This is a genomic window from Pseudobacteriovorax antillogorgiicola (genome assembly GCF_900177345.1).
Taxonomy (GTDB): Bacteria; Bdellovibrionota_B; Oligoflexia; order Oligoflexales; family Oligoflexaceae; genus Pseudobacteriovorax; species Pseudobacteriovorax antillogorgiicola.
In genome coordinates, this window is the sequence record NZ_FWZT01000001.1 from 53,008 (window position 1) to 71,459 (window position 18,452).

At 46.7% G+C, this 18,452-nt stretch carries 20 protein-coding genes and 1 tRNA gene; 7 read left to right on the forward strand and 14 right to left on the reverse strand.

Annotated elements, in window-relative coordinates; translation table 11 throughout:
• The 4 genes from B9N89_RS00265 to B9N89_RS00280 form a co-directional block, all read right to left on the reverse strand.
• Positions 1-234, reverse strand: coding sequence for a hypothetical protein (locus B9N89_RS00265; protein ID WP_132314803.1), 234 nt, complete (start codon positions 232-234; stop codon positions 1-3).
• A gap of 112 nt (positions 235-346) precedes the next feature.
• Positions 347-571 carry a hypothetical protein gene (locus B9N89_RS00270; RefSeq protein WP_132314802.1) on the reverse strand — a complete coding sequence of 75 codons (225 nt, stop codon included), beginning with the start codon at positions 569-571 and terminating at the stop codon, positions 347-349.
• A 103-nt stretch (positions 572-674) separates the two neighbouring features.
• Complete coding sequence (locus B9N89_RS00275) at positions 675-1,061, reverse strand: PilZ domain-containing protein (protein ID WP_132314801.1); 387 nt, start codon at positions 1,059-1,061, stop codon at positions 675-677.
• Between the two features lie 76 nt (positions 1,062-1,137).
• A complete protein-coding gene (locus B9N89_RS00280; RefSeq protein WP_132314800.1) occupies positions 1,138-2,193 on the reverse strand; it encodes a DsbA family protein in 1,056 nt (351 codons plus the stop codon).
• 223 nt (positions 2,194-2,416) lie between these two features.
• Between B9N89_RS00280 and orn the strand changes: the two genes are divergently transcribed.
• Complete coding sequence (gene orn / locus B9N89_RS00285; RefSeq protein WP_132314799.1) at positions 2,417-2,983, forward strand: oligoribonuclease; 567 nt, start codon at positions 2,417-2,419, stop codon at positions 2,981-2,983.
• A gap of 353 nt (positions 2,984-3,336) precedes the next feature.
• Positions 3,337-4,251 carry a M14 family zinc carboxypeptidase gene (locus B9N89_RS00290; RefSeq protein WP_159455046.1) on the forward strand — a complete coding sequence of 305 codons (915 nt, stop codon included), beginning with the start codon at positions 3,337-3,339 and terminating at the stop codon, positions 4,249-4,251.
• A gap of 6 nt (positions 4,252-4,257) precedes the next feature.
• Here the strand turns inward: B9N89_RS00290 and speE are convergent, their stop codons facing one another.
• The gene (gene speE / locus B9N89_RS00295; protein ID WP_132314797.1) at positions 4,258-5,106 is read right to left on the reverse strand and encodes a polyamine aminopropyltransferase; all 849 of its coding nucleotides are present in this window, start codon (positions 5,104-5,106) and stop codon (positions 4,258-4,260) included.
• A gap of 38 nt (positions 5,107-5,144) precedes the next feature.
• A complete protein-coding gene (locus B9N89_RS00300) occupies positions 5,145-5,801 on the reverse strand; it encodes a hypothetical protein (protein WP_132314796.1) in 657 nt (218 codons plus the stop codon).
• A gap of 332 nt (positions 5,802-6,133) precedes the next feature.
• On the opposite strand from B9N89_RS00300, the gene B9N89_RS00305 reads away from it, so the two are divergent.
• The 4 genes from B9N89_RS00305 (at position 6,134) to B9N89_RS00320 (ending at position 9,914) form a co-directional block, all read left to right on the forward strand.
• Positions 6,134-7,663, forward strand: coding sequence for an ABC transporter substrate-binding protein (locus tag B9N89_RS00305; protein WP_132314795.1), 1,530 nt, complete (start codon positions 6,134-6,136; stop codon positions 7,661-7,663).
• An 18-nt stretch (positions 7,664-7,681) separates the two neighbouring features.
• Positions 7,682-8,605, forward strand: coding sequence for an ABC transporter permease (locus tag B9N89_RS00310; RefSeq protein WP_132314794.1), 924 nt, complete (start codon positions 7,682-7,684; stop codon positions 8,603-8,605).
• Positions 8,606-8,608: 3 nt separating this feature from the next.
• Positions 8,609-9,469: an ABC transporter permease gene (locus B9N89_RS00315; protein ID WP_132314793.1), complete on the forward strand. Its 861-nt coding sequence runs from the start codon at positions 8,609-8,611 to the stop codon at positions 9,467-9,469.
• Positions 9,470-9,536: 67 nt separating this feature from the next.
• Positions 9,537-9,914 (forward strand): response regulator, encoded by a 378-nt coding sequence (locus tag B9N89_RS00320; RefSeq protein WP_132314792.1) that lies wholly within the window; start codon positions 9,537-9,539, stop codon positions 9,912-9,914.
• Here the strand turns inward: B9N89_RS00320 and B9N89_RS00325 are convergent.
• The 4 genes from B9N89_RS00325 to B9N89_RS00340 form a co-directional block, all read right to left on the reverse strand.
• Complete coding sequence (locus B9N89_RS00325) at positions 9,898-11,616, reverse strand: hypothetical protein (protein WP_143478086.1); 1,719 nt, start codon at positions 11,614-11,616, stop codon at positions 9,898-9,900. The two genes, B9N89_RS00320 and B9N89_RS00325, sit on opposite strands and share 17 nt — an antisense overlap.
• Positions 11,617-11,765: 149 nt before the next feature.
• Positions 11,766-12,278, reverse strand: coding sequence for a hypothetical protein (locus B9N89_RS00330; protein ID WP_132314790.1), 513 nt, complete (start codon positions 12,276-12,278; stop codon positions 11,766-11,768).
• Between the two features lie 75 nt (positions 12,279-12,353).
• Positions 12,354-13,058 carry a matrixin family metalloprotease gene (locus tag B9N89_RS00335; RefSeq protein ID WP_132314789.1) on the reverse strand — a complete coding sequence of 235 codons (705 nt, stop codon included), beginning with the start codon at positions 13,056-13,058 and terminating at the stop codon, positions 12,354-12,356.
• A gap of 138 nt (positions 13,059-13,196) precedes the next feature.
• Positions 13,197-13,940, reverse strand: a complete 744-nt coding sequence (locus B9N89_RS00340) for a hypothetical protein (protein ID WP_132314788.1) — start codon at positions 13,938-13,940, stop codon at positions 13,197-13,199.
• Positions 13,941-14,036: 96 nt separating this feature from the next.
• On the opposite strand from B9N89_RS00340, the gene ftsY reads away from it, so the two are divergent.
• Entirely contained in the window at positions 14,037-15,230 is a 1,194-nt protein-coding gene (gene ftsY, locus B9N89_RS00345; protein ID WP_200820641.1) for a signal recognition particle-docking protein FtsY, read from the forward strand.
• 7 nt (positions 15,231-15,237) lie between these two features.
• Here the strand turns inward: ftsY and B9N89_RS00350 are convergent.
• The 4 genes from B9N89_RS00350 to rpsL all read right to left on the reverse strand — a co-directional run bounded on the left by B9N89_RS00350 (position 15,238) and on the right by rpsL (position 18,428).
• Positions 15,238-15,314 (reverse strand) — tRNA-Val (locus B9N89_RS00350).
• Positions 15,315-15,366: 52 nt separating this feature from the next.
• Positions 15,367-17,448 (reverse strand): elongation factor G, encoded by a 2,082-nt coding sequence (fusA, locus tag B9N89_RS00355; RefSeq protein ID WP_132314787.1) that lies wholly within the window; start codon positions 17,446-17,448, stop codon positions 15,367-15,369.
• A 108-nt stretch (positions 17,449-17,556) separates the two neighbouring features.
• The gene (rpsG, locus tag B9N89_RS00360; RefSeq protein ID WP_132314786.1) at positions 17,557-18,024 is read right to left on the reverse strand and encodes a 30S ribosomal protein S7; all 468 of its coding nucleotides are present in this window, start codon (positions 18,022-18,024) and stop codon (positions 17,557-17,559) included.
• 29 nt (positions 18,025-18,053) lie between these two features.
• On the reverse strand, positions 18,054-18,428 hold the full coding sequence (gene rpsL / locus B9N89_RS00365; protein WP_132314785.1) for a 30S ribosomal protein S12: 375 nt from the start codon (positions 18,426-18,428) through the stop codon (positions 18,054-18,056).
• Positions 18,429-18,452: the final 24 nt, after the last annotated feature.

Sequence of the window (18,452 nt, forward strand, 5' to 3'; positions counted from 1 at the left end):
TTACCCGCGGCTATTGATACTCGAAATCAATTGGTTGAGACAATCCTCAACTGACTTGCCATTAACGGAAGGGATGACACTATTTTTATCGGTAGCATGCTCTCCATGACCAATCCAAGATGAGCCATCTTCGTTGATTTCAAGGAGATAGTTCACACCACTATGCATGTAGGTAAATTTATGAATGCGATAAAGCTTACTGCCTTCGGGGACCTTAACAACATTCCAGTCCATGGAAACCTCGCGGAGGAAGGTTAAATGACGATAACATATCTTAAAGGTAATAGAAATTAGGCGGCTCGTCTAGAGCCCTATGGCTGGACCTCGATCTAAAAACTAGCAAAAACTACTGTTTTTTCGCGCTTTTTCGAGCCTGAGTCTGCTTTCGCGTCCATGTCTCGTCATGAACGAGTTTTTGTAACTGTCGCACACGCAAATCGCTCGCAGCCTTGTCATAAAGCGTGCTGTGGGTAAACGCGGTCTCGACGTTGTGCTTCTTATGATCTAGCTTCTCGACGGCAAAGCCTTGGCTAGAAAGAGTGAGTAGACTGGCTAAAAATAGAAAACGCATAGAGGGCTCCCCCTGGAAGTTTCCTCTATGCGCCAGTCCTTAACTCTTCGGAACTTTCAGAAAATATTCCATTATTTCCTGAAATACTCGTTATAATAGATAGTTATGCGACAATATTTGATCCATCAGGATCTGTGTTATCTTGGACGAACTTTAGGAGTAAGTCCTCATTTTCTTTATCAATTTGAACGATTCGGATCGCAATCCCTGACTCATGGCCTGATTCCGTGGGATGAACCACCCTCGCCATCTTTCCGTTGAAGAAGATCGATTGGGAATCACCCAAATCCATCCAAACTTCCATGATAGAGGACTGGTTGAAGGGGAAGCGACCAGGGCTGTCAAATTCCAAGAAAAACCCTGTGTTAGAAACATTTCTGGTGGTCAGCTCGTACTTGACTTCAGCTCCTATGGAACAAAGGATCACTCTCAGTGGTTCTTCGAGGAGAATTCGCTGAACTTTCCGATTTTCTCTTAGGCTGGTGGACATGTAACCCCCGAACTCTCGATGTCTATCCGCACAGCGAAGCTATCGGCAGAATCGGGTTCGGGATTTAGCTCAAAGCTTAGCTACGTCCTTTTTTGGCAAGCTCTTCTTCGAAGATTCTCTTAAACTCACGGTACGGCAGGGCACCTGAAAGGCGGCGGCCATTCACGAAGAAAGCTGGTGTTCCTGTAACGCCAAGCTCCTCACCCATTCGGTAGTTAGCTTCAACGTCAGCCATTTTTTCCTGTGATGAGTAGCATTTTTCAAACTTACCCATGTCCAGACCAATGTTTTTCGCATACTTTTTCAGATCGTCATCTTCAAGCTTGCGCTGGTTTTTGAATAGCTCTTCGTACATTTCCCAGTACTTGTTCTGATCTTTGGCACAGTGTGCGGCCATCGCAGCAGGTCGCGCTCTTTTATGGAATCCGAGAGGGAAGTCACGGACGATCCAACGAACCTTACCTTTGTACTCGGTCATCAGCTGACGGACAGTTGGGAGAACCTTTTCACAGAATGGACACTGAAACTCAGAATACTCAATGACGGTGATTGCACAATCATCTTTGCAACCCATTGGCTTGGTATCACTTGGTTTAGGGCCATACTTAACAGGATCACGACTGGTCACAGTGAGTTTGTAAACTGGCTCTTCTGGCTTAGGGTAACTAACAACCAGTTTCTTTGTACGGATCGCATCCTGAACGATCTGCTCAATTTCTGTACGAGTCTTCATTGATTGCAAATAGTCCGTAATCTGCCGTTTTTTCTCTGCGTCACTAAGCTCTTTCAGCTGAGGATGGTCTTTAAATTTGCCAAGAGTACTTTTGATGTCAGACTCAGTAACTTTAGTTTTGCTATCCAAATAGTCTTTTTGAGCTTGCTCGCTCGATACACCTTTCTTTTTTGCTAGCTCTTCCCAGTAAGCGTCTAGGTATTTCTGCTGAGCCAAACGTTCGATCAACTCGAACTTCTGCTTTTCTAACTCATAGAATTTGTCCTGATTATCTTTATAGAGCTCTTTTACTGAGACGGACTTGCCGTTTATCTTAAATGCTGTCTCAGCGATGGCTGGTGCCGAAACAATTGCCATGCTGGCACACAACAGGATTGACTTTGCTAGACTAATTGCCATGAAATTCTTGAACTCCTAAATCGAATGTTATCTAGACTCCTAAATGGTACTATCAGGCATACCATCTTGAACATGATAAATTCATGAATCAATGGAAAAATTATATCTTTCCATTGAACCCAAAAGGCCATCATGGGATCACTATGATTGACACCTGATGAAGCTCTTTGAGCAAACAAAGAGCACTTGCCGCTAAAGAAATCACGAGAAGGAATCCCTGTTCATGGCACCCACAATAGATAGCCACAACCTCGTTTGGATTGACATGGAAATGTCGGGACTAGACCCAGACACCGATGTCATCCTTGAGGTCGCCACCATTATAACCGATAAAGACCTCAACATACTTGCCGAAGGGCCTGTTCTTCCCATAAAGCAGAAACCCGAGCTGTTCCACACTATGGACGAATGGAACCGCACTCATCACACGAAGTCTGGCCTTTGGCAAAAAGTAGTAGACTCAGAAATTACCTTAGAACAGGCTGAAAACGAAACCCTAGCATTTATTGAATCTTATACCGAGCCGAAAACCAGCCCTTTATGTGGCAATTCAATTGCACAGGATCGCCTCTTCATTATGAAGTACATGCCTTTGATTAACAACCACCTCCACTATCGCATGATTGATGTCAGCACCATTAAAGAACTTGCAAAGCGCTGGTATCCAGATGCTCCGAAATCCCCGGAAAAACAGAATAAACACCGAGCTTTGGATGACATCCGAGAAAGTATCGAGGAGCTTCGCTTCTATCGCCAATGCTTGTTTGTCGAAAAAACAGGCCCGAATTGAGAAGATTATTTTTCCTTTCGGAACTCAGTTTTTTAGTGCTAGAATTTTTCTTAGGACCCTCTCTTGGCTGGACGAACCAGCATGTAAGGTCCAATAGGCTAGATGCCTAGGAAAGGAGGTGGTGCTGTAGTGTGTAACAATTGCACTAGTAGCATGGAGGTGATGGCTTCTTAGCCATTGTCTCCGGGTCTACGCAGCCGGCCCTACTTCCTAAAGGGTAGGCCGGTCCCCTTTAGAGCTGACCAGCTTTTAGACAGGCCTTTTCTGTATTTCATCGTAAATTCAGCATCATAAGCATGGACACTATTTTGCAATGTACTCTTTAGAGTTTCCCTCACTCTTCGGAGATACTTGTGAATCGTCTTCTTGCATTTACATTGCTGATTTTGCCTATTGCCTCAGCCTTGAGCCAAACACGGGTAACAATCAAGCAATCGACTGTTTCCGAACTCACCGGAAAGCAGTCAAAATCAGTGCAAGGACGAAATATCGATGTTTTCACAGCGAAAATTCCAGGAAATGAACGAACACCTTATCGCTTCTTCCTTCAGGCGGGTCTACACGGTAATGAGAGCCTCACAACGGATTTCGTCCATTGGCTAATAGGTAGGTTACGGTCTGGAGTCAGCCCTCTCTCAAAGCTCCCTGCAGGATCAGAAATCGACCTCATTCCTGAGGCAAACCCTGACTCAAGCAAGCGTTATAGAAACAATGCAAATAATGTGAATCTAAACCGAAACTTCAGCATTCTCTGGGGGGTTTCAAAAGAGCCTATGGGCGACAAGCCTTTCAGTGAACCCGAAACGCAAGCTATAAAGAGATTGTTTGGCAAACGAAAGTATATTTCTGCCATTGATATTCATGGTTATCTGAACTGGGTCATCCTTCCCTCAGACATAGGCAAATCAGTCAAACAAAGCCCCTTGAACTACGACCGTTGGAGTTCAGCTGCCGAAACGCACTCTGAGGAGCTGCCTGGCTACTTCTTAAAAAAAGCAGGTGAGCTAGGAGATGGTGGTGCCTTTGAGGATTGGGCCTATTGGGATCAAAACGTTTATGCTTTATGCCTTGAGATGCGCTACCCTTTTCGTCACTTCAGATACCGCCATCATCAGAACTTTGACTCTTTTGCCAGCTACGAAACATATATCTTCAAGATGTTTGAAACTTCGATCAAGCTGCAGCCCAACCCGCTGCAATATGCTTTCGATGTTATTCCTTCGGATCCATGGTCAAACGTCTCGCCCACAGAGATACCTGCGCACTGATGATGCCTACTTTAAACCAAGTTTACGCTTAAAAAAGTTTGGTAAGGCAAAACAGGCCAACATAAGAGCTTCATTAAGGTATTGAAAATCTTCGGTAGGAAGCTTATTGAAGCGCTCACAGCTATAATTCTCAGGATTAATTTCATATTGTGCGGCCATCGTCCAGGACCAAAGCCCACGTGGATATGTTGGAACACAGCCGACATAAGGCTTCGTATGAGCGAAGCCAGCTGACAAGTTGTTTTGGATTCGTTGATGAATATTCTCTTCATACCATGGAGATTCAGATTGGCAAACCATGAGACCATCTGACTTTAGGGCTCGGGCAACGGACTTATAGAAATCTTTTGTAAATAAACCCTCTCCAGGCCCAATAGGATCGGTAGAGTCTATGATTACCAGATCAAGAGAATCCGGTTGATGATCTTTAAGGTAAGCAATCCCATCGGCAATTTTAACCGAAACTCTCGGATCGCTTAGACACGCTGCTGTTTGAGGAAAATATTTCTTAGCGGTATCGACAACGAGCCCATCAATCTCACATAGCACGACTTCTTTAATCTCAGGGTGCTTGAGAAGCTCTCGCACAGTACCACCATCGCCACCTCCAATGACAACCACTTTTTCTGGCTTATTATGGAGCAGCGCTGGGACATGAGCAATCATTTCGTGATAAACAAACTCGTCTCTCTCGGTGATCATCACTAGACCATCGATTAAAAGCATCCGTCCGTATGCTTCCGTTTCGATCACATCGACGGTTTGAAACTCTGATTGTCCTCTAAAAAGAACATCGCTGACACGATATCCAAAACGCAACGAGGAGTCATCCTCCTCCTGAAACCACAAATGCATGGAGCATGATCCCTTAAGAACTAATATATCTGATGAGGCTATCGACGAGATCGTTCCTGGTTTCGAACGTACTCTAGAAAGGTTGCTTTATCGTCCATAATCGACTGATAGCGACCGTGGCTCATCCGCCCCTTGCGTCCATTGCGATTGTTACCTGAGGTGGAATTTCCAGAACGATTATTCACGTTTTGCGATGGCGTAGAACGCATTTGATTTTTACGCTCAACAATTTCCCATGCACGAAGAACAACGCTTTCTGCAAGCAGTTCGCTTACAAAGTCCTCAAGGCTGATACCTTCTTCAACCGCCTGCTTATTTAGTTTCTTCATAAGCGCACTAGACAAATTTACTTGAAGCAAGTTTTCGTCGCGCTCCAACTTAGGCTCGACGATCTCTTCGACCTTTTTTTCTTCCAAACTCAACTCTTCTTTCACTTCGGGGGTAGCGTTAAAAAACTTCTCTTCTAGTGGAGGATTTGCATCGACAGCAACCACATTCTCTTCTGATTTTACTTTGCTCGAAGAATTCTTGGTAGCTTTCTTTTTGCTAGCTTTCTTCACAGCAGATTTTTTTGCGGTTTTTTTCTTACTCGCAGCTTTCTTTTTAGCTGTGCTCGCAGCTTTCTTCTTGGCGGTAGTCTTAGCTTTTTTCTTAGCCGCAGACTTAGCTTTCTTTACCTTTGCCTTTCCGGACATAACAACTCCAAAAAAAGTTTGGAAAACATCTGATCTCTGCCATCAGGGGATGATAAGATCACCAATTTAGGAAACGAATCGTTCTCTTATTAAACTAGGCTGGAGCGGGAGCTGGCCTATAGATCTTGGGACAAGAATAGTACCTCTATACCCTATCATGTGCCTCAATTTGCCAGCCTAAGTCAAGAACTAAAAGTAAAAATACCCGGATTTGACAAAAGAGTTTTGTAAGCAATCCTATCCCCTTACCTAAGCAGCTTAACCTTGCTTGAAGGTAAAATCTCTATAAAATATAGGAATTGCACCTTGCTCACCCTTAGCCGAGGTATTCCATGAAGCTCACAACGGTCACTTTGATAACTTTCCTGTCTGCTCTTGCTCCCAGTTTCGGAAACTTGCAGGCAAGCAGTATAAATAACAGTAATTCTATCTACTTAGGCCTAGAAAGCCAAGTTCGGTCGTTCGACCCTAGAAACAACGTCGATGCCAACAGCCAGTATCTGGAAAGCCTAGTTCACTGCTCATTGATTGATTTTGACCCTGGTGGAACTACCATGCCGTCACTAGCAATTGACACACCAAGTTGGAGTAAAGATGGCTTAACCATGAAAGTTAAAATTAAAGATGCCGTGAAATTTAGTGATGGGACCACCGTCACTGCAAAAGATGTCGCTGCAACCTACCAGTCTCTGATTTCGGAAAACTTGGCCCGCTCAGGAGCTTTTCGTGGAGTAAAAAGTGTTTCTGCTGAAGGACCGTATACTGTTGCCTTCCAACTCAACGAACCTGACGCAACATTTGAATCAAATTTAGTGGTCGGGATTCTCCCAGAAAAATTCGTTAAGTCAAAAAAAACAGCAGACAAGGACACTCCTGGATGTGGCGCGTACGTCATCGCTGAACAGCAAATCGGTGAACTTACACTAAAGAGAAATTCACAGTACTCCCTAGGCCCCAAGGCTAAGATGGAGCATATTCTGATCAAAGTCGTCAAAAGTGAAAAAACCAGATTTGCGAAGTTAAGAACAGGCGAACTCGATATTGTTCAGAATACGATCAACCGCGATCTCGTCAAAAAAGTGGAAAGGGAGTACCCGCAGCTCACGGTACTACGTCGCCCCGCCTTGAAGACCACCTATCTTGGCTTCAATATGCGCGATTCGATAACGGGCAACCCAAAGGTTCGACAAGCGATTGCAAAGGCCGTGGAAAGACAGCCTATCATCCAGCATATATTGGGAGGTCTCGCGACTCCAGCCCAAACCATGCTGCCACCAGACTCCCCTTTCTACTTTGATGGTCTCAGCAAATCCACCTTAGACCTTGCAGGGGCAAACAAATTACTGGACAAAGCCGGGTTTAAGAAAAAAGGCCGATATCGCTTCACTCTGAGCTACAAGACCACGACAAATGCAACTCGGATCAATATTGCTAGAGCCATTGCTAGTCAGTTGAAGAAGATCGGTATCAAAGTTAAGGTTGAACCCATGGAGTGGGGGCGGTTTAAACAAGATGTAGAAAAAGGCCGCGTACAACTCTGGGGGCTGACTTGGGTAGGCTTCAAAGACCCAGACATCTATCGCTACGCATTCGCCAGCGATAGCACGCCACCGAACGGAGGCAACCGCGGCTGGTACTCTAACCCTACTTTGGACAAGCTACTAGCAGAGGGGCGTCAGACGTTTAACCCAGAGGAACGCCGTGCGACCTATCACAAGGTACAGAAGATTCTAGATGAAGATAAACCTTATATATTCCTCTGGCATGAAGAAAATTTCGCTATTGTTAACAAAAAGGTCAAAGGCTTTGAAATCTATGCTGATGGCCGCTTCAACGCCCTAACTAAAGCTAGCAAGCAATAAAATGAATAATGAGGCTCTATGCTCGCCTACTCAATAAAACGAATCTTGAGCCTAATTCCGGTCACTCTCGGAGTTGTTATAATCATTTCCGTGATGACCCACCTCGTGCCCGGTGATCCCGTGGACGCGATTCTTGGTGACTATGCGACCCAAGAGGATAAAGATGCTCTCAGATCCAAACTCGGCTTGGATCAACCCATCCCACAACAGATTAGTGGCTATATCGGGAAGCTGCTTCAGGGTGATCTAGGCACCAGTCACATCTATAGCAGGCCAGTTGCTGACATGATCACTGAACGACTGCCAGCCACAGTTGAACTAGCTCTCAGCTCGCTCCTAGTCGCTCTCTTAATTGCTATACCGGCTGGAACCATCAGTGCCATGCGTAAAGGCACCCTTACAGACCTAACGGCCATGAGCTTTGCTATCGCCGGGGTAGCAATGCCAAACTTTTGGCTCGGACCTTTGCTCGTCTTGCTTTTTTCAGTAGAGCTTGGCTGGCTCCCCGTATCCGAGAAAAGCGATTGGAGCAGCTATATTCTACCTTCCCTAACTATGGGAACCGCCCTGGCGGCGGCTTTGAGTCGCATCACTCGAAATTCATTACTCGATACTCTAGGAGAGGATTTTGTAAGAACCGCAAGGGCCAAAGGTTGCAGCAACAAGCAAACCCTAGTGAACCATGTCTTCCGCAATGCTTCACTCCCTCTCGTCACCGTTGTTGGTTTGCAATTTGGCGTGTTATTAACTGGCGCTGTAATCACTGAAAAAATATTCGATTGGCCGGGTGTCGGCAGCCTACTTTTGGAGGGCATTCAAACAAGGGACTACCCCATCATCCAGGGTTGTGTATTGATTTTCTCTAGCTCTTATCTTTTTGTTAACTTTGCAACTGATATTCTTTACGGCCTTGTCGATCCTAGAATATCTCTAAGAAAGTAGGTTATGTCGGAACCTTCTCCTCAAAAGCAGCGTTGGGGCATCCTGTTTGGGAATCCTCGTTTTTTGCTAGGCATTTCCTTCGTGATTCTGACTCTAGTTATGGCACTTCTGGCCCCCTACATTAGCCCCTACGAAATCGATGATGGCGATTTCACCAATCGATTGTGCGCTCCTAGTGGGGATCATTGGTTAGGCTGTGATGTCAATGGCGCTGATATACTCACCATCATGCTATGGGGGGCTAGAACTTCGCTTTACGTGGGATTCTTAACCGTAGCCCTGTCTGTATTTGTCGGTGTAGGAGTTGGCCTGGTGAGCGGCTACTACGGGGGGGCTATCGATGGCATTCTCATGAGAATCGTTGATATATTTATGGCTTTCCCAGGCATCCTACTTGCTATGTGCCTGACCGCACTGCTAGGGCCCAGCTTAAATACGGTAATCTTTGCTATTTCTGCAACCGGTTGGACGAGCGCTGCAAGGCTTGTTCGCGGCCAAGTACTCTCCATTCGCGAACGAGAATTTGTGCTCGCCAGCCAAGCTTTTGGTGCACAAGCAACACGGTTAATGCTCAAGCATATTCTACCCCATACACTAACTCCCCTGATCGTTCATGGAACGTTCTCCCTATCAGGCGTGATTATCGTTGAGGCTGGACTCAGTTATCTTGGCCTCGGAGCCCAAGACTCGACCCTTACCTGGGGTGCCTTGCTTGGCCAAAGTAGCGAGATCGAGCTGAGCCAAGGCCTCCATTTAACTTTGATTCCCGGAGCCGCGATTTTCATGCTCGTGATGTCTCTCAACTTTATCGGCGATGCTCTGCGAGATGTTTTGGACCCCAAGTCTTTGCGAGAACTCAACTGATTAAAACTGGAGCCCCTGGCTTGGATTCTGTACAATAAGTCTAATGATGGAAAAACTGGGAGCAACCATGAACGGTAAAATCCTTGTGGTCGACGATTCTATGACTGCTCGCAAACTTGTTGTCGACTGCCTTGTCGAGCAAGGCTGTGACGTGATTGAGGCCGTTGATGGCAAAGACGGCTTGGCCAAAATTCAGGAAAATACAGATATTAATCTAATTTTTAGTGATATCAACATGCCTTGGCTATCAGGGCTAGAGATGGTGTCAGAAATCAAGAAGCTGCCTAATCTCGCTCAAATTCCCATCTGCATGCTGACTACCGAAAGTGGTACTGAGTCTGTTGCAGAGGCGAAGAAACTTGGTGTCGATGCTTTTCTAGTGAAGCCTGTTCAAAAAGAACAGCTCATCATGGTCTTAGAAGGTTACCTTAAGGCTGCTGGTTAGCAGCTGTGGGCAACCATGACTCCGGATTTTCTACCATGTACTTAACCAGGCTGTTTCTAAGGTGATCATCGAAGGTTTTAGGCTGGAGGCGGTCCATAACTTCAACGATGATTTTCTTTTTCTCTGGATCGAGCGTATTGATGTAAGCGTTCTTCAGTGCCACATACTTTTCCGGTACCTGCTTTCTAAGCCTCGCCAGCTCTTCAGTTGCTGCCTTCTTTAAATTACTTGGGTATCGCGCTGGCCCACTATCCTGCACTGGTTGCTCAGCGGGCTTGCTCGTTGGTGGCTGAACTGTCGGTGTTTTTCGCTCCACTACTGGAATCGTTGGCTGGCCTAAACTTTGTAGCTCAGCAAAATATCGATAGACTTCGCTGGTGCTCTGCGTCTTAGGGCTCACTAGCGTGAGGCCACTTACATCTTCAAGGTCTCTGAGAAAGTTATCATCTTCACGAACAAGATTACAAAACTGCTCGAATCTCTCTGATACTGACTGGGATTCACTAGTCACAGCAAGCTTGATATAGTCCCGATCAGCATGGGATGCCGGGATTGGAAAACCATGGCCAGGTAATTGACGGATGACCCACTCAAAAAACAGGCAAGACAGCATCACAGGCAAGTTCCCATGGATAAGTCCACGGTAGTCTTGCATCCCGTTCACACCTTGTAGTTCGCGCCATACCTTGCCAAGCTCTTCCGCGAGTTCAGCTTTAAAAATGGGCCCTAGCAAGACTCTCGTAATGTTGGGTAGGTTCTGCTCAAATATCGCGTCCCTCAAGTAGACTCCAACTTTGCTTTGATAGCTGCTAGCATCAATCTGATTTAGATACTCTGGCCCAGCTTGCCAAACGAGAGCAAAGTCATCCTGATCAGGGCCTAAAGCAAGGTACTCGTCATCAAGATCGAAGCTCAGAAGACCGTGTTCCATCAACTTACGGCCAAGCCGCTCTAAAACTCTCTGGCGAATGCGATGCGCAGACCATTGACTGCTCTTACCACGGGCCTTAGGTAGCTCTAGGTCTTTGAACAGTTCTGGAATGCTGTTGCCAAATACACCATCGAGACGGAGCCAACGATTCTCCCATTGCATGCTTTTTTCAACCCGCAGCAGTAGAATTTGCTCCAATCCCTGCAAGTCCAACCAGATCGACTGCCACAATCCCAGTGGCCCATGAGACCCAAGGTGCCGTTGGGCTCGTGGTTTCTTAGAAACAAGTCGCTCCAGTTCTGAGTACGGCTCACCTAAACCAAACGCTAGCTCGGCTCCAAGTGGTGCAAGGCCAAGCTCGATCACGAGCCCATTATAGTAGCCCTTGCGCCGCCATGCCTCGCCATCAAATAGAGGTATTACATCAAAGCCTTCAGACTTATTGCCACTAAGTAAACGCAGACCTGTTAAAATTTGAAGAATACGTTCGAAGGAAAATATCCGCGATCTTGAGGTAGACGAAACAAATTTTCTATGCTGAACCGGATCGAGTAGAATCGTCCGCCGGCCAGCAAGCAATTGCTTCTGTATATTCGAAAGTACGATGCTGAGCGCGCTGAGTTCAACTGCATTGAGCGCTGGTGTGAGACCGCTGTCACAAGACAACTCAAGCGGAGTCAGAAACGGAGCTTTCGACGACGAAGCCACCTCGTAGGATCGGACCCACCAAGAGGGATTCATAAACATTGTACCGAAGCTCGTTTGATTCATAGGACTCACTAACCCATAGCAACAAAAGTAAGTCGTTAAGACGCACTAGTTAAATAGACCAGGCCGGTACTCTAATACATGTGGTAATTATTTTAAAGAACTGACTCAAGCATTCTGACCCCTAAAGGCCAATAGACACCAGCTTGCTTCTAGGATTGCCTCCAAAGAGCTTCCACCTGCTCTTGGGCTTTTTTTAAGTCATTGGCTGAAATTCGACATAAGACATAGATTCGATAGGACTCCTCGGCTTGGATCTGCCCCACTGCTTGAATCTTTTCAAAATAGATATCTCTGATGAGAGCAGCTTCTTGTAGAGCCTGCTCTAGCCCATTCATACCAATTCGACTTATTTCTATCTGATCTTTTTTACTCTTCGACACATATGATTGGCGGTTCTTGATCATGTCACCGAGCAGCTCTTTCATGAAATGTGCTGAGGCTTGGCTGCGACTTTGATCGATTCCGAGGGCGAGATCCTGAACATCAGCTTTCTGATAGACTAGCACGAACCCGTTAGATGCCGTTTTTCTTAGGCCGCCATAGGGCTTACGAAGCCATTCTGGCCTATCCTTCTTGCTTTTTTCAATGACACGGTGATCGAGCGTTTGGCAGCTGCTTGCAGTCAGGGCAAGAACCATTAGAACCAGCGTTCTCAGAAACATGTGAGGTAAGTCCCTTGAAAATTGGTGACCTCCTATATTTGAGAGATCTAGCCATTAAATCAAGAGTGTTCTTGCTCAGGGCTGCGGGTAAAGCTCTTGGATATTGAAGGCATCACCTTCACTTAGTTCCCTAGAGTGCATATAGAGTCCAATGAAGGTTTTTGGATGCATCACTGAGTTTTCATCTTCGTCGACAGTTACGTGATCCAGCCCTAGGAGATGGCCAAACTCGTGGAGGAGAACAGTTTCAGTATCGACGACATAACTCGTGGATTCCACCTCATCGTCTTCGTCCGGTACTACTGTCGAATCTTGATATGCATAAATCTCGGCATTCAGAATAATATCACCCTTCACAATCTCGTCAGAACCTGCTGCGTTTTCCCAGACTGTGGTGGCTAGTGTGGTGGAAGGCTTACCGGTGGTATCAAGCCAGCTTTCCTCGTAGTAAACTACGGTCATTGTATCGTCTAGACTGGTGTAGAGCTCTTCGCCACGGTCTGACTCGGCGATGCCGCCGAAGCTCAAAACGTTATAACCGACAGCGTCGTTCCAGGTTTGAGCGGCATTTTCCGACGCTTCCACGATCTGATCAGGGGCATTGGCTTCCACAAAGAACGTCACGGAACCGGTCCACCCTGTGGAGCTATGAAAGGCAACCCCACCTTGATCGTCGGTATTTGAGTCAGGAGTTGTTTCTTCGTCTATGTGATATCGCTCTTCGGCAACACCACAGGCCATTTGGATTGAGACTAGAAAAATAAGTAGAGATATTCGCACGTCATCCTCCCACACACGAACGTCTCTAGCTTGTGTCAAGTTCTATGAAACTCTTCGGGCCGCCCTGGGCAAGGATAAGCGAAATTTTCTAGCCGATTTTTTCTATTTTATAACGTAAGTTTACCGGATTTCTTACCTTCATATTAAGTGCCTAACCCAACTGAGGGTGACACCTTTTCCATGCCTTTTGATAAGCACATCATTTCCGCCATCAACTTTCATTGCATAGTTTTCGTACTCGACACGGATACCAGATGATATAGTTATGAACAGATCGATAGCTATGGACTGAGACTCACCTATAGCTGTGGTTACAGCCTCTTCTGTTTCGTGGTAGAAGCGATCAATCCTGACCAAGTGTAAGCTTCCTGCTAGGGACAGCCTCACTGCGGGAGAGATATTCCAAACAAGACCAAGGTTTATCCCTGGTAGCTCGTAGATTCCCGGCTCTTCAAAGGATTGCTGCTTGGCTGACTCGGATACCGACACACCGAAACCGGTTCCTATGAAGTAGCCAAACCGACTCCCTAAATCCAAATGAAAGCTATAGCTTCCTCGGACGATGTATCGATCGGTATCATAAAGAAATGAAAGAATTTCTTGCTGGCTGTCGTTGACGTTTTCCCTCGGAATGGTGCCCTCCCAAGCTCCTGAAAACGCTCCAATGCCCAAACTAAAATTGTGGTCCCGGCGAAAGCCTCGAATCGACCTTTCCCACCGGTGAAGTCTCGACCGAAACTGCTTAATATCCTCAAATTTCTGCTGGATAAGGTCCTTTAAATCTGGAGAGTCCTCTAAGTCCTCCCGCTCAGCATAGGAGAAACTACTATAAGCCATTGATAACAATAAGAATAAAGCAGCAGCTAGGGCCTTCTGTGACATTGTATAATACCTTTAATTTGCAGGATGCTTGGGATATAAGGGTAGACCTGGCACGCTCCTGTCGCATTTATCAAAATACCATTTAAAGAGGAATTCATGGAGAATATGACTCCCCCGCAGAAGCTTTGGGAACTGCTCATTCAGAATACACCAAATCAAGACCCTCGGATACTCATCCCAGTTCTCGTAGGGGCCAGCATCCTGCTCTTTTTAGCCCTTTATTTCATATTTCGCCCGAAGAAGACTACTTCTACCGCTCCCGCTCCTAACAAGACTAGCCCCGAAGCGGAAACCATCAAGCCAGCTTCGCCTTCACAAGAGGCTGAAACCCCTCAAGACACGCAGCCTCAAGATGTCAAAGCAATCAAGGAGCTTGATCACGCATCTTGGCTCAGTAAGCTAAAAGGCGGATTGGCCAAGACCCGAGGATCCCTGGTCGATGGGATTGCAGGCCTTTTCAACCAGCAAAAACTTGATGACGATCTCCTTGAAGAGCTACATGAGAGACTGTTTCGAGCTGACCTTGGCATCGACACTGCTGATACCTTAGTGGATCATATCAAAGGTGAGTTCTCTGGCCGTGAACAGAGCCCCACTTGGGATGAAGTAAGGATGAGCCTTAAGGCTCGGGTCGCTGGAATGTTTGCCGATAGCGAACGGAACCTGAACCAACCTCAAGAAGGGCCTTTTGTGATTCTTGTAGTTGGCGTAAACGGAGTCGGCAAAACGACGAGTATTGGAAAGCTAGCCGCTCACTTTCTCGCCCAAGACAAAAATGTTTTGCTTTGTGCAGCAGACACCTATCGCGCCGCCGCCATTGACCAGCTCCAAGTTTGGGGTGACCGTTTAGGTTGCGATGTGATCAAGCATCAACAGGGTGCGGACCCTGCATCAGTAGCTTATGACGGAGTAAAAGCAGCTAAGGCACGGAAGTCAGACGTCCTACTGATCGACACCGCGGGCAGACTCCATAACAAAGCCGAACTTATGGACGAACTGGCAAAAATAAGGCGTGTTATCGGTAAGGATCTACCAGAAGCTCCTCATGAAACTTGGATTGTTGTCGATGCTACCACTGGGCAAAACGCGTTCCAACAAGTGGAAGCGTTTAGCCAGGTTGCACCACTGTCAGGCATAGTTGTGACAAAGCTGGACGGCACTGCCAAAGGCGGCGTTGTCATTGGGGTCACCAATAAATTCAAGCTTCCTATTCGCTATATTGGGGTAGGGGAGCAAGCCTCTGATCTTCGAGAGTTTCAATCAAGCGATTTCGCGGATTCATTATTCTGATGGGAGATGGTGGGGTTGCCCAGATTCGAACTGGGGACCTCTACGATGTCAACGTAGCGCTCTAACCAACTGAGCTACAACCCCGATGAGGAAGTGTTATTTATCCATTCCAACACTTCCTGTCAAGATTATTTTATCAATAGATTCCCTTGGTCACCCGGTCGAAGACAGCATTCGGTACTTGCTCATAGGATGAGAAAGTCATGGAGTATGTCGCGCGCCCCTGGGATATGGAGCGCAAACCTGTTGTATAACCGAACATCTCAGAAAGCGGAGCAATAGCATCGACCTTCTGTAGATGACCTTTCATTCCAACGTTGTTGACCCGAGCACGTCTTGAATTAAGATCGGTCATAACATTCGAAAGAGACTCTTCTGGAACAAGAATTTCAAGATCCATCACCGGTTCAAGTAGCATCGCCTGTGCATCCTGAAGAGCTTCCCGCAACGCTTGAGACGAGACAATTTTAAATGCTGACGCATCAGAGACTTCTCGATCGACCTTGACATCTTTCAAAGTGACTTTCACATCGATCACTGGAAATCCAGCCAGTACCCCGACCTGCATGGACTCCTCAAGACCCGCCTGAGTGGCCCGCAAGAACTCGTCCGTGAAGCCATCTGCTTTACCAAGCTTATTCTCAAATACGAATCCTTGCCCCTTCTCAGCAGGCTCTACAGAAATCCCCACACCTGCATACTGGCGAAGTTTCTCGGTTTCTCGTTCGAATACCTTACTTTTAGAAACTTGCTTCGAGATGGTTTCACGATAGCTAACTTGTGGTTGGCCGACGTTTGCTGCCACCCGAAACTCCCGTAGGAGCCGATCGGTAATGATATCCAGGTGAAGCTCACCCATACCGCTGATCAGTGTTTGCCCTGTTTCAGAGTCATACTTAACCTTAAAAGTAGGGTCTTCTTTTTCAAGTCTGTCCAGAGCCTTCAGCATCTTATCAGAATCTGCTGTACTCTTTGGCTCTATGGCAATAGAGATAACGGTCTCGGGGACATCTAGGCTTTCAAGCCTAATGGGGTGCTTAGCGTCACACAAGGTATCCCCTGTGGCCACCATTTTCAGTCCCGCAAGTGCTACAATATGTCCCGCACCCACCTGATTGACTTCTGTTCTTTGGTTTGCTTCCATCATAAGGATTTTGGACACGCGCTCCCGCTTACCAAGCCTTGTGTTCAACACAGTTTCGCCGGCTTTAAGAACCCCTGAATAGAGGCGAGCATAGGCCAAATGACCGACATATGGATCATTCTGGATCTTGAAAGCCAGCATAGACAGCGGCTCGTCTTCGGTTCTCTTACGGGTGAGACTAGCTTCTTCTTCATCTGCGGAGTAGCCTTTCACAGCAGGCAGATCTAGCGGCGACGGTAAATAATCGTTGATCGCGTTAAGAAGTGGCTGGATGCCCTTATTTTTAAACGCTGAACCACAGAAAACAGGTACGATTTTCATATCAATGGTGGCTTGCCGCGCTGCTCTTTTTAGCTCATCTTCAGAAATTTCTTCGCCTTCTAGAAACTTCTCCATCAGACCATCATCTTGTTCAGCAACAAGCTCCACAAGCTGTTCCCGTGCAAGCTCGGCATCGTCCTGAACCTCTTCGGGGACTTCAACCACATTGAAGGCCGCCCCAGTCTCGTCGGACTCCCAGACATAGGCTTTCATGGTGATCAAATCGACCATACCCACAAACGCATCTTCAGAACCAATAGGAATTTGAAATGCTACAGGATTGGCTGCCAAGCGCTCCTTCATTGACTCTAAGGTGTTCTCAAATACTGCACCGACTCGATCGAGTTTATTGACAAAAGCAAGCCTTGGAACCTTATACTTATCCGCTTGACGCCATACAGTCTCTGATTGGGGTTCGACTCCTGCAACTCCATCGAATACAGCGATGGCACCATCAAGAACTCGAAGAGAACGCTCCACTTCCACGGTGAAGTCTACGTGCCCTGGGGTATCGATGATATTAATACAGTGTTCATTCCAAAAGCACGTCGTTGCAGCCGATGTAATGGTTATACCGCGCTCTTGCTCTTGCGCCATCCAATCCATGGTAGCCGTGCCTTCATGCACTTCGCCGATCTTATGAATTTTTCCGGTGTAAAAAAGAATTCGCTCAGTAGTTGTGGTCTTACCAGCATCGATGTGAGCCATGATACCGATATTGCGAACGAGGGTGAGATCTGTGGATTTAGCCATGGCCGGGACATCTCCCTTAGGGAACGAATGCGCCCGGCATTGCCTAAAAAACCGTCGGCGCCTTCATAGTTAAACAAGTACCAAGACGGTCTTTTTGACTCTAAACGATTACCAGCGGTAGTGAGCGAACGCCTTGTTAGCTTCAGCCATCTTGTGAACGTCTTCACGCTTCTTGATGGTTGCGCCACGCTTGTTTGCAGCGTCTACAAACTCTGCTGCCAAGCGCTCTTTCATACTTTTACCACCACGCTTACGAGCAAAGTCGATCAACCAGCGGATTGCTAGTGCTTGGCGTCGTTCAGGGCGGATTTCGATAGGAACCTGGTAGTTGGAACCACCAACACGACGAGATTTCACTTCAAGAAGAGGCTTTGAGTTTTCGACTGCATTCTTGAAGGTTTCGATCGGCTCAAGGCCTTGGCCTTCGATCTCTTCCATCGCGCCGTAGAATGCTTTCTCAGCAGCTGACTTCTTACCGTGTTTCATCATGCAGTTCATGAATTTGGTTACAAGTTCTTCTTTATACTTAGGATCTGGAAGAACCTTTCTCTTTTGTGCTACATGGCGACGGGCCATCGTCTATCTCCAATGAAAATTCTGTTTATTTAGGCCTTAGGCTTCTTCGCACCGTACTTACTACGGCCCTGACGACGATTCGCAACTCCAGAAGTATCTAGAGAGCCACGAACGATGTGGTAACGAACACCCGGAAGGTCTTTCACTTTACCACCGCGAACAAGAACAACACTATGCTCCTGAAGGTTGTGTCCTTCACCACCAATGTAGGAAGTCACTTCGATACCGTTTGTTAATCGAACCCTAGCTACCTTACGGAGTGCAGAGTTAGGCTTCTTGGGAGTTGTTGTATAAACTCGAACGCAAACACCGCGTCTTTGAGGGCAGCTTTTAAGTGCTGGAGCCTTAGTTCTGTTTTTCTGTATTGTTCGCCCTTGGGCGATAATCTGATTGATTGTTGGCATACTTCAAAATCCTTACTACAACAC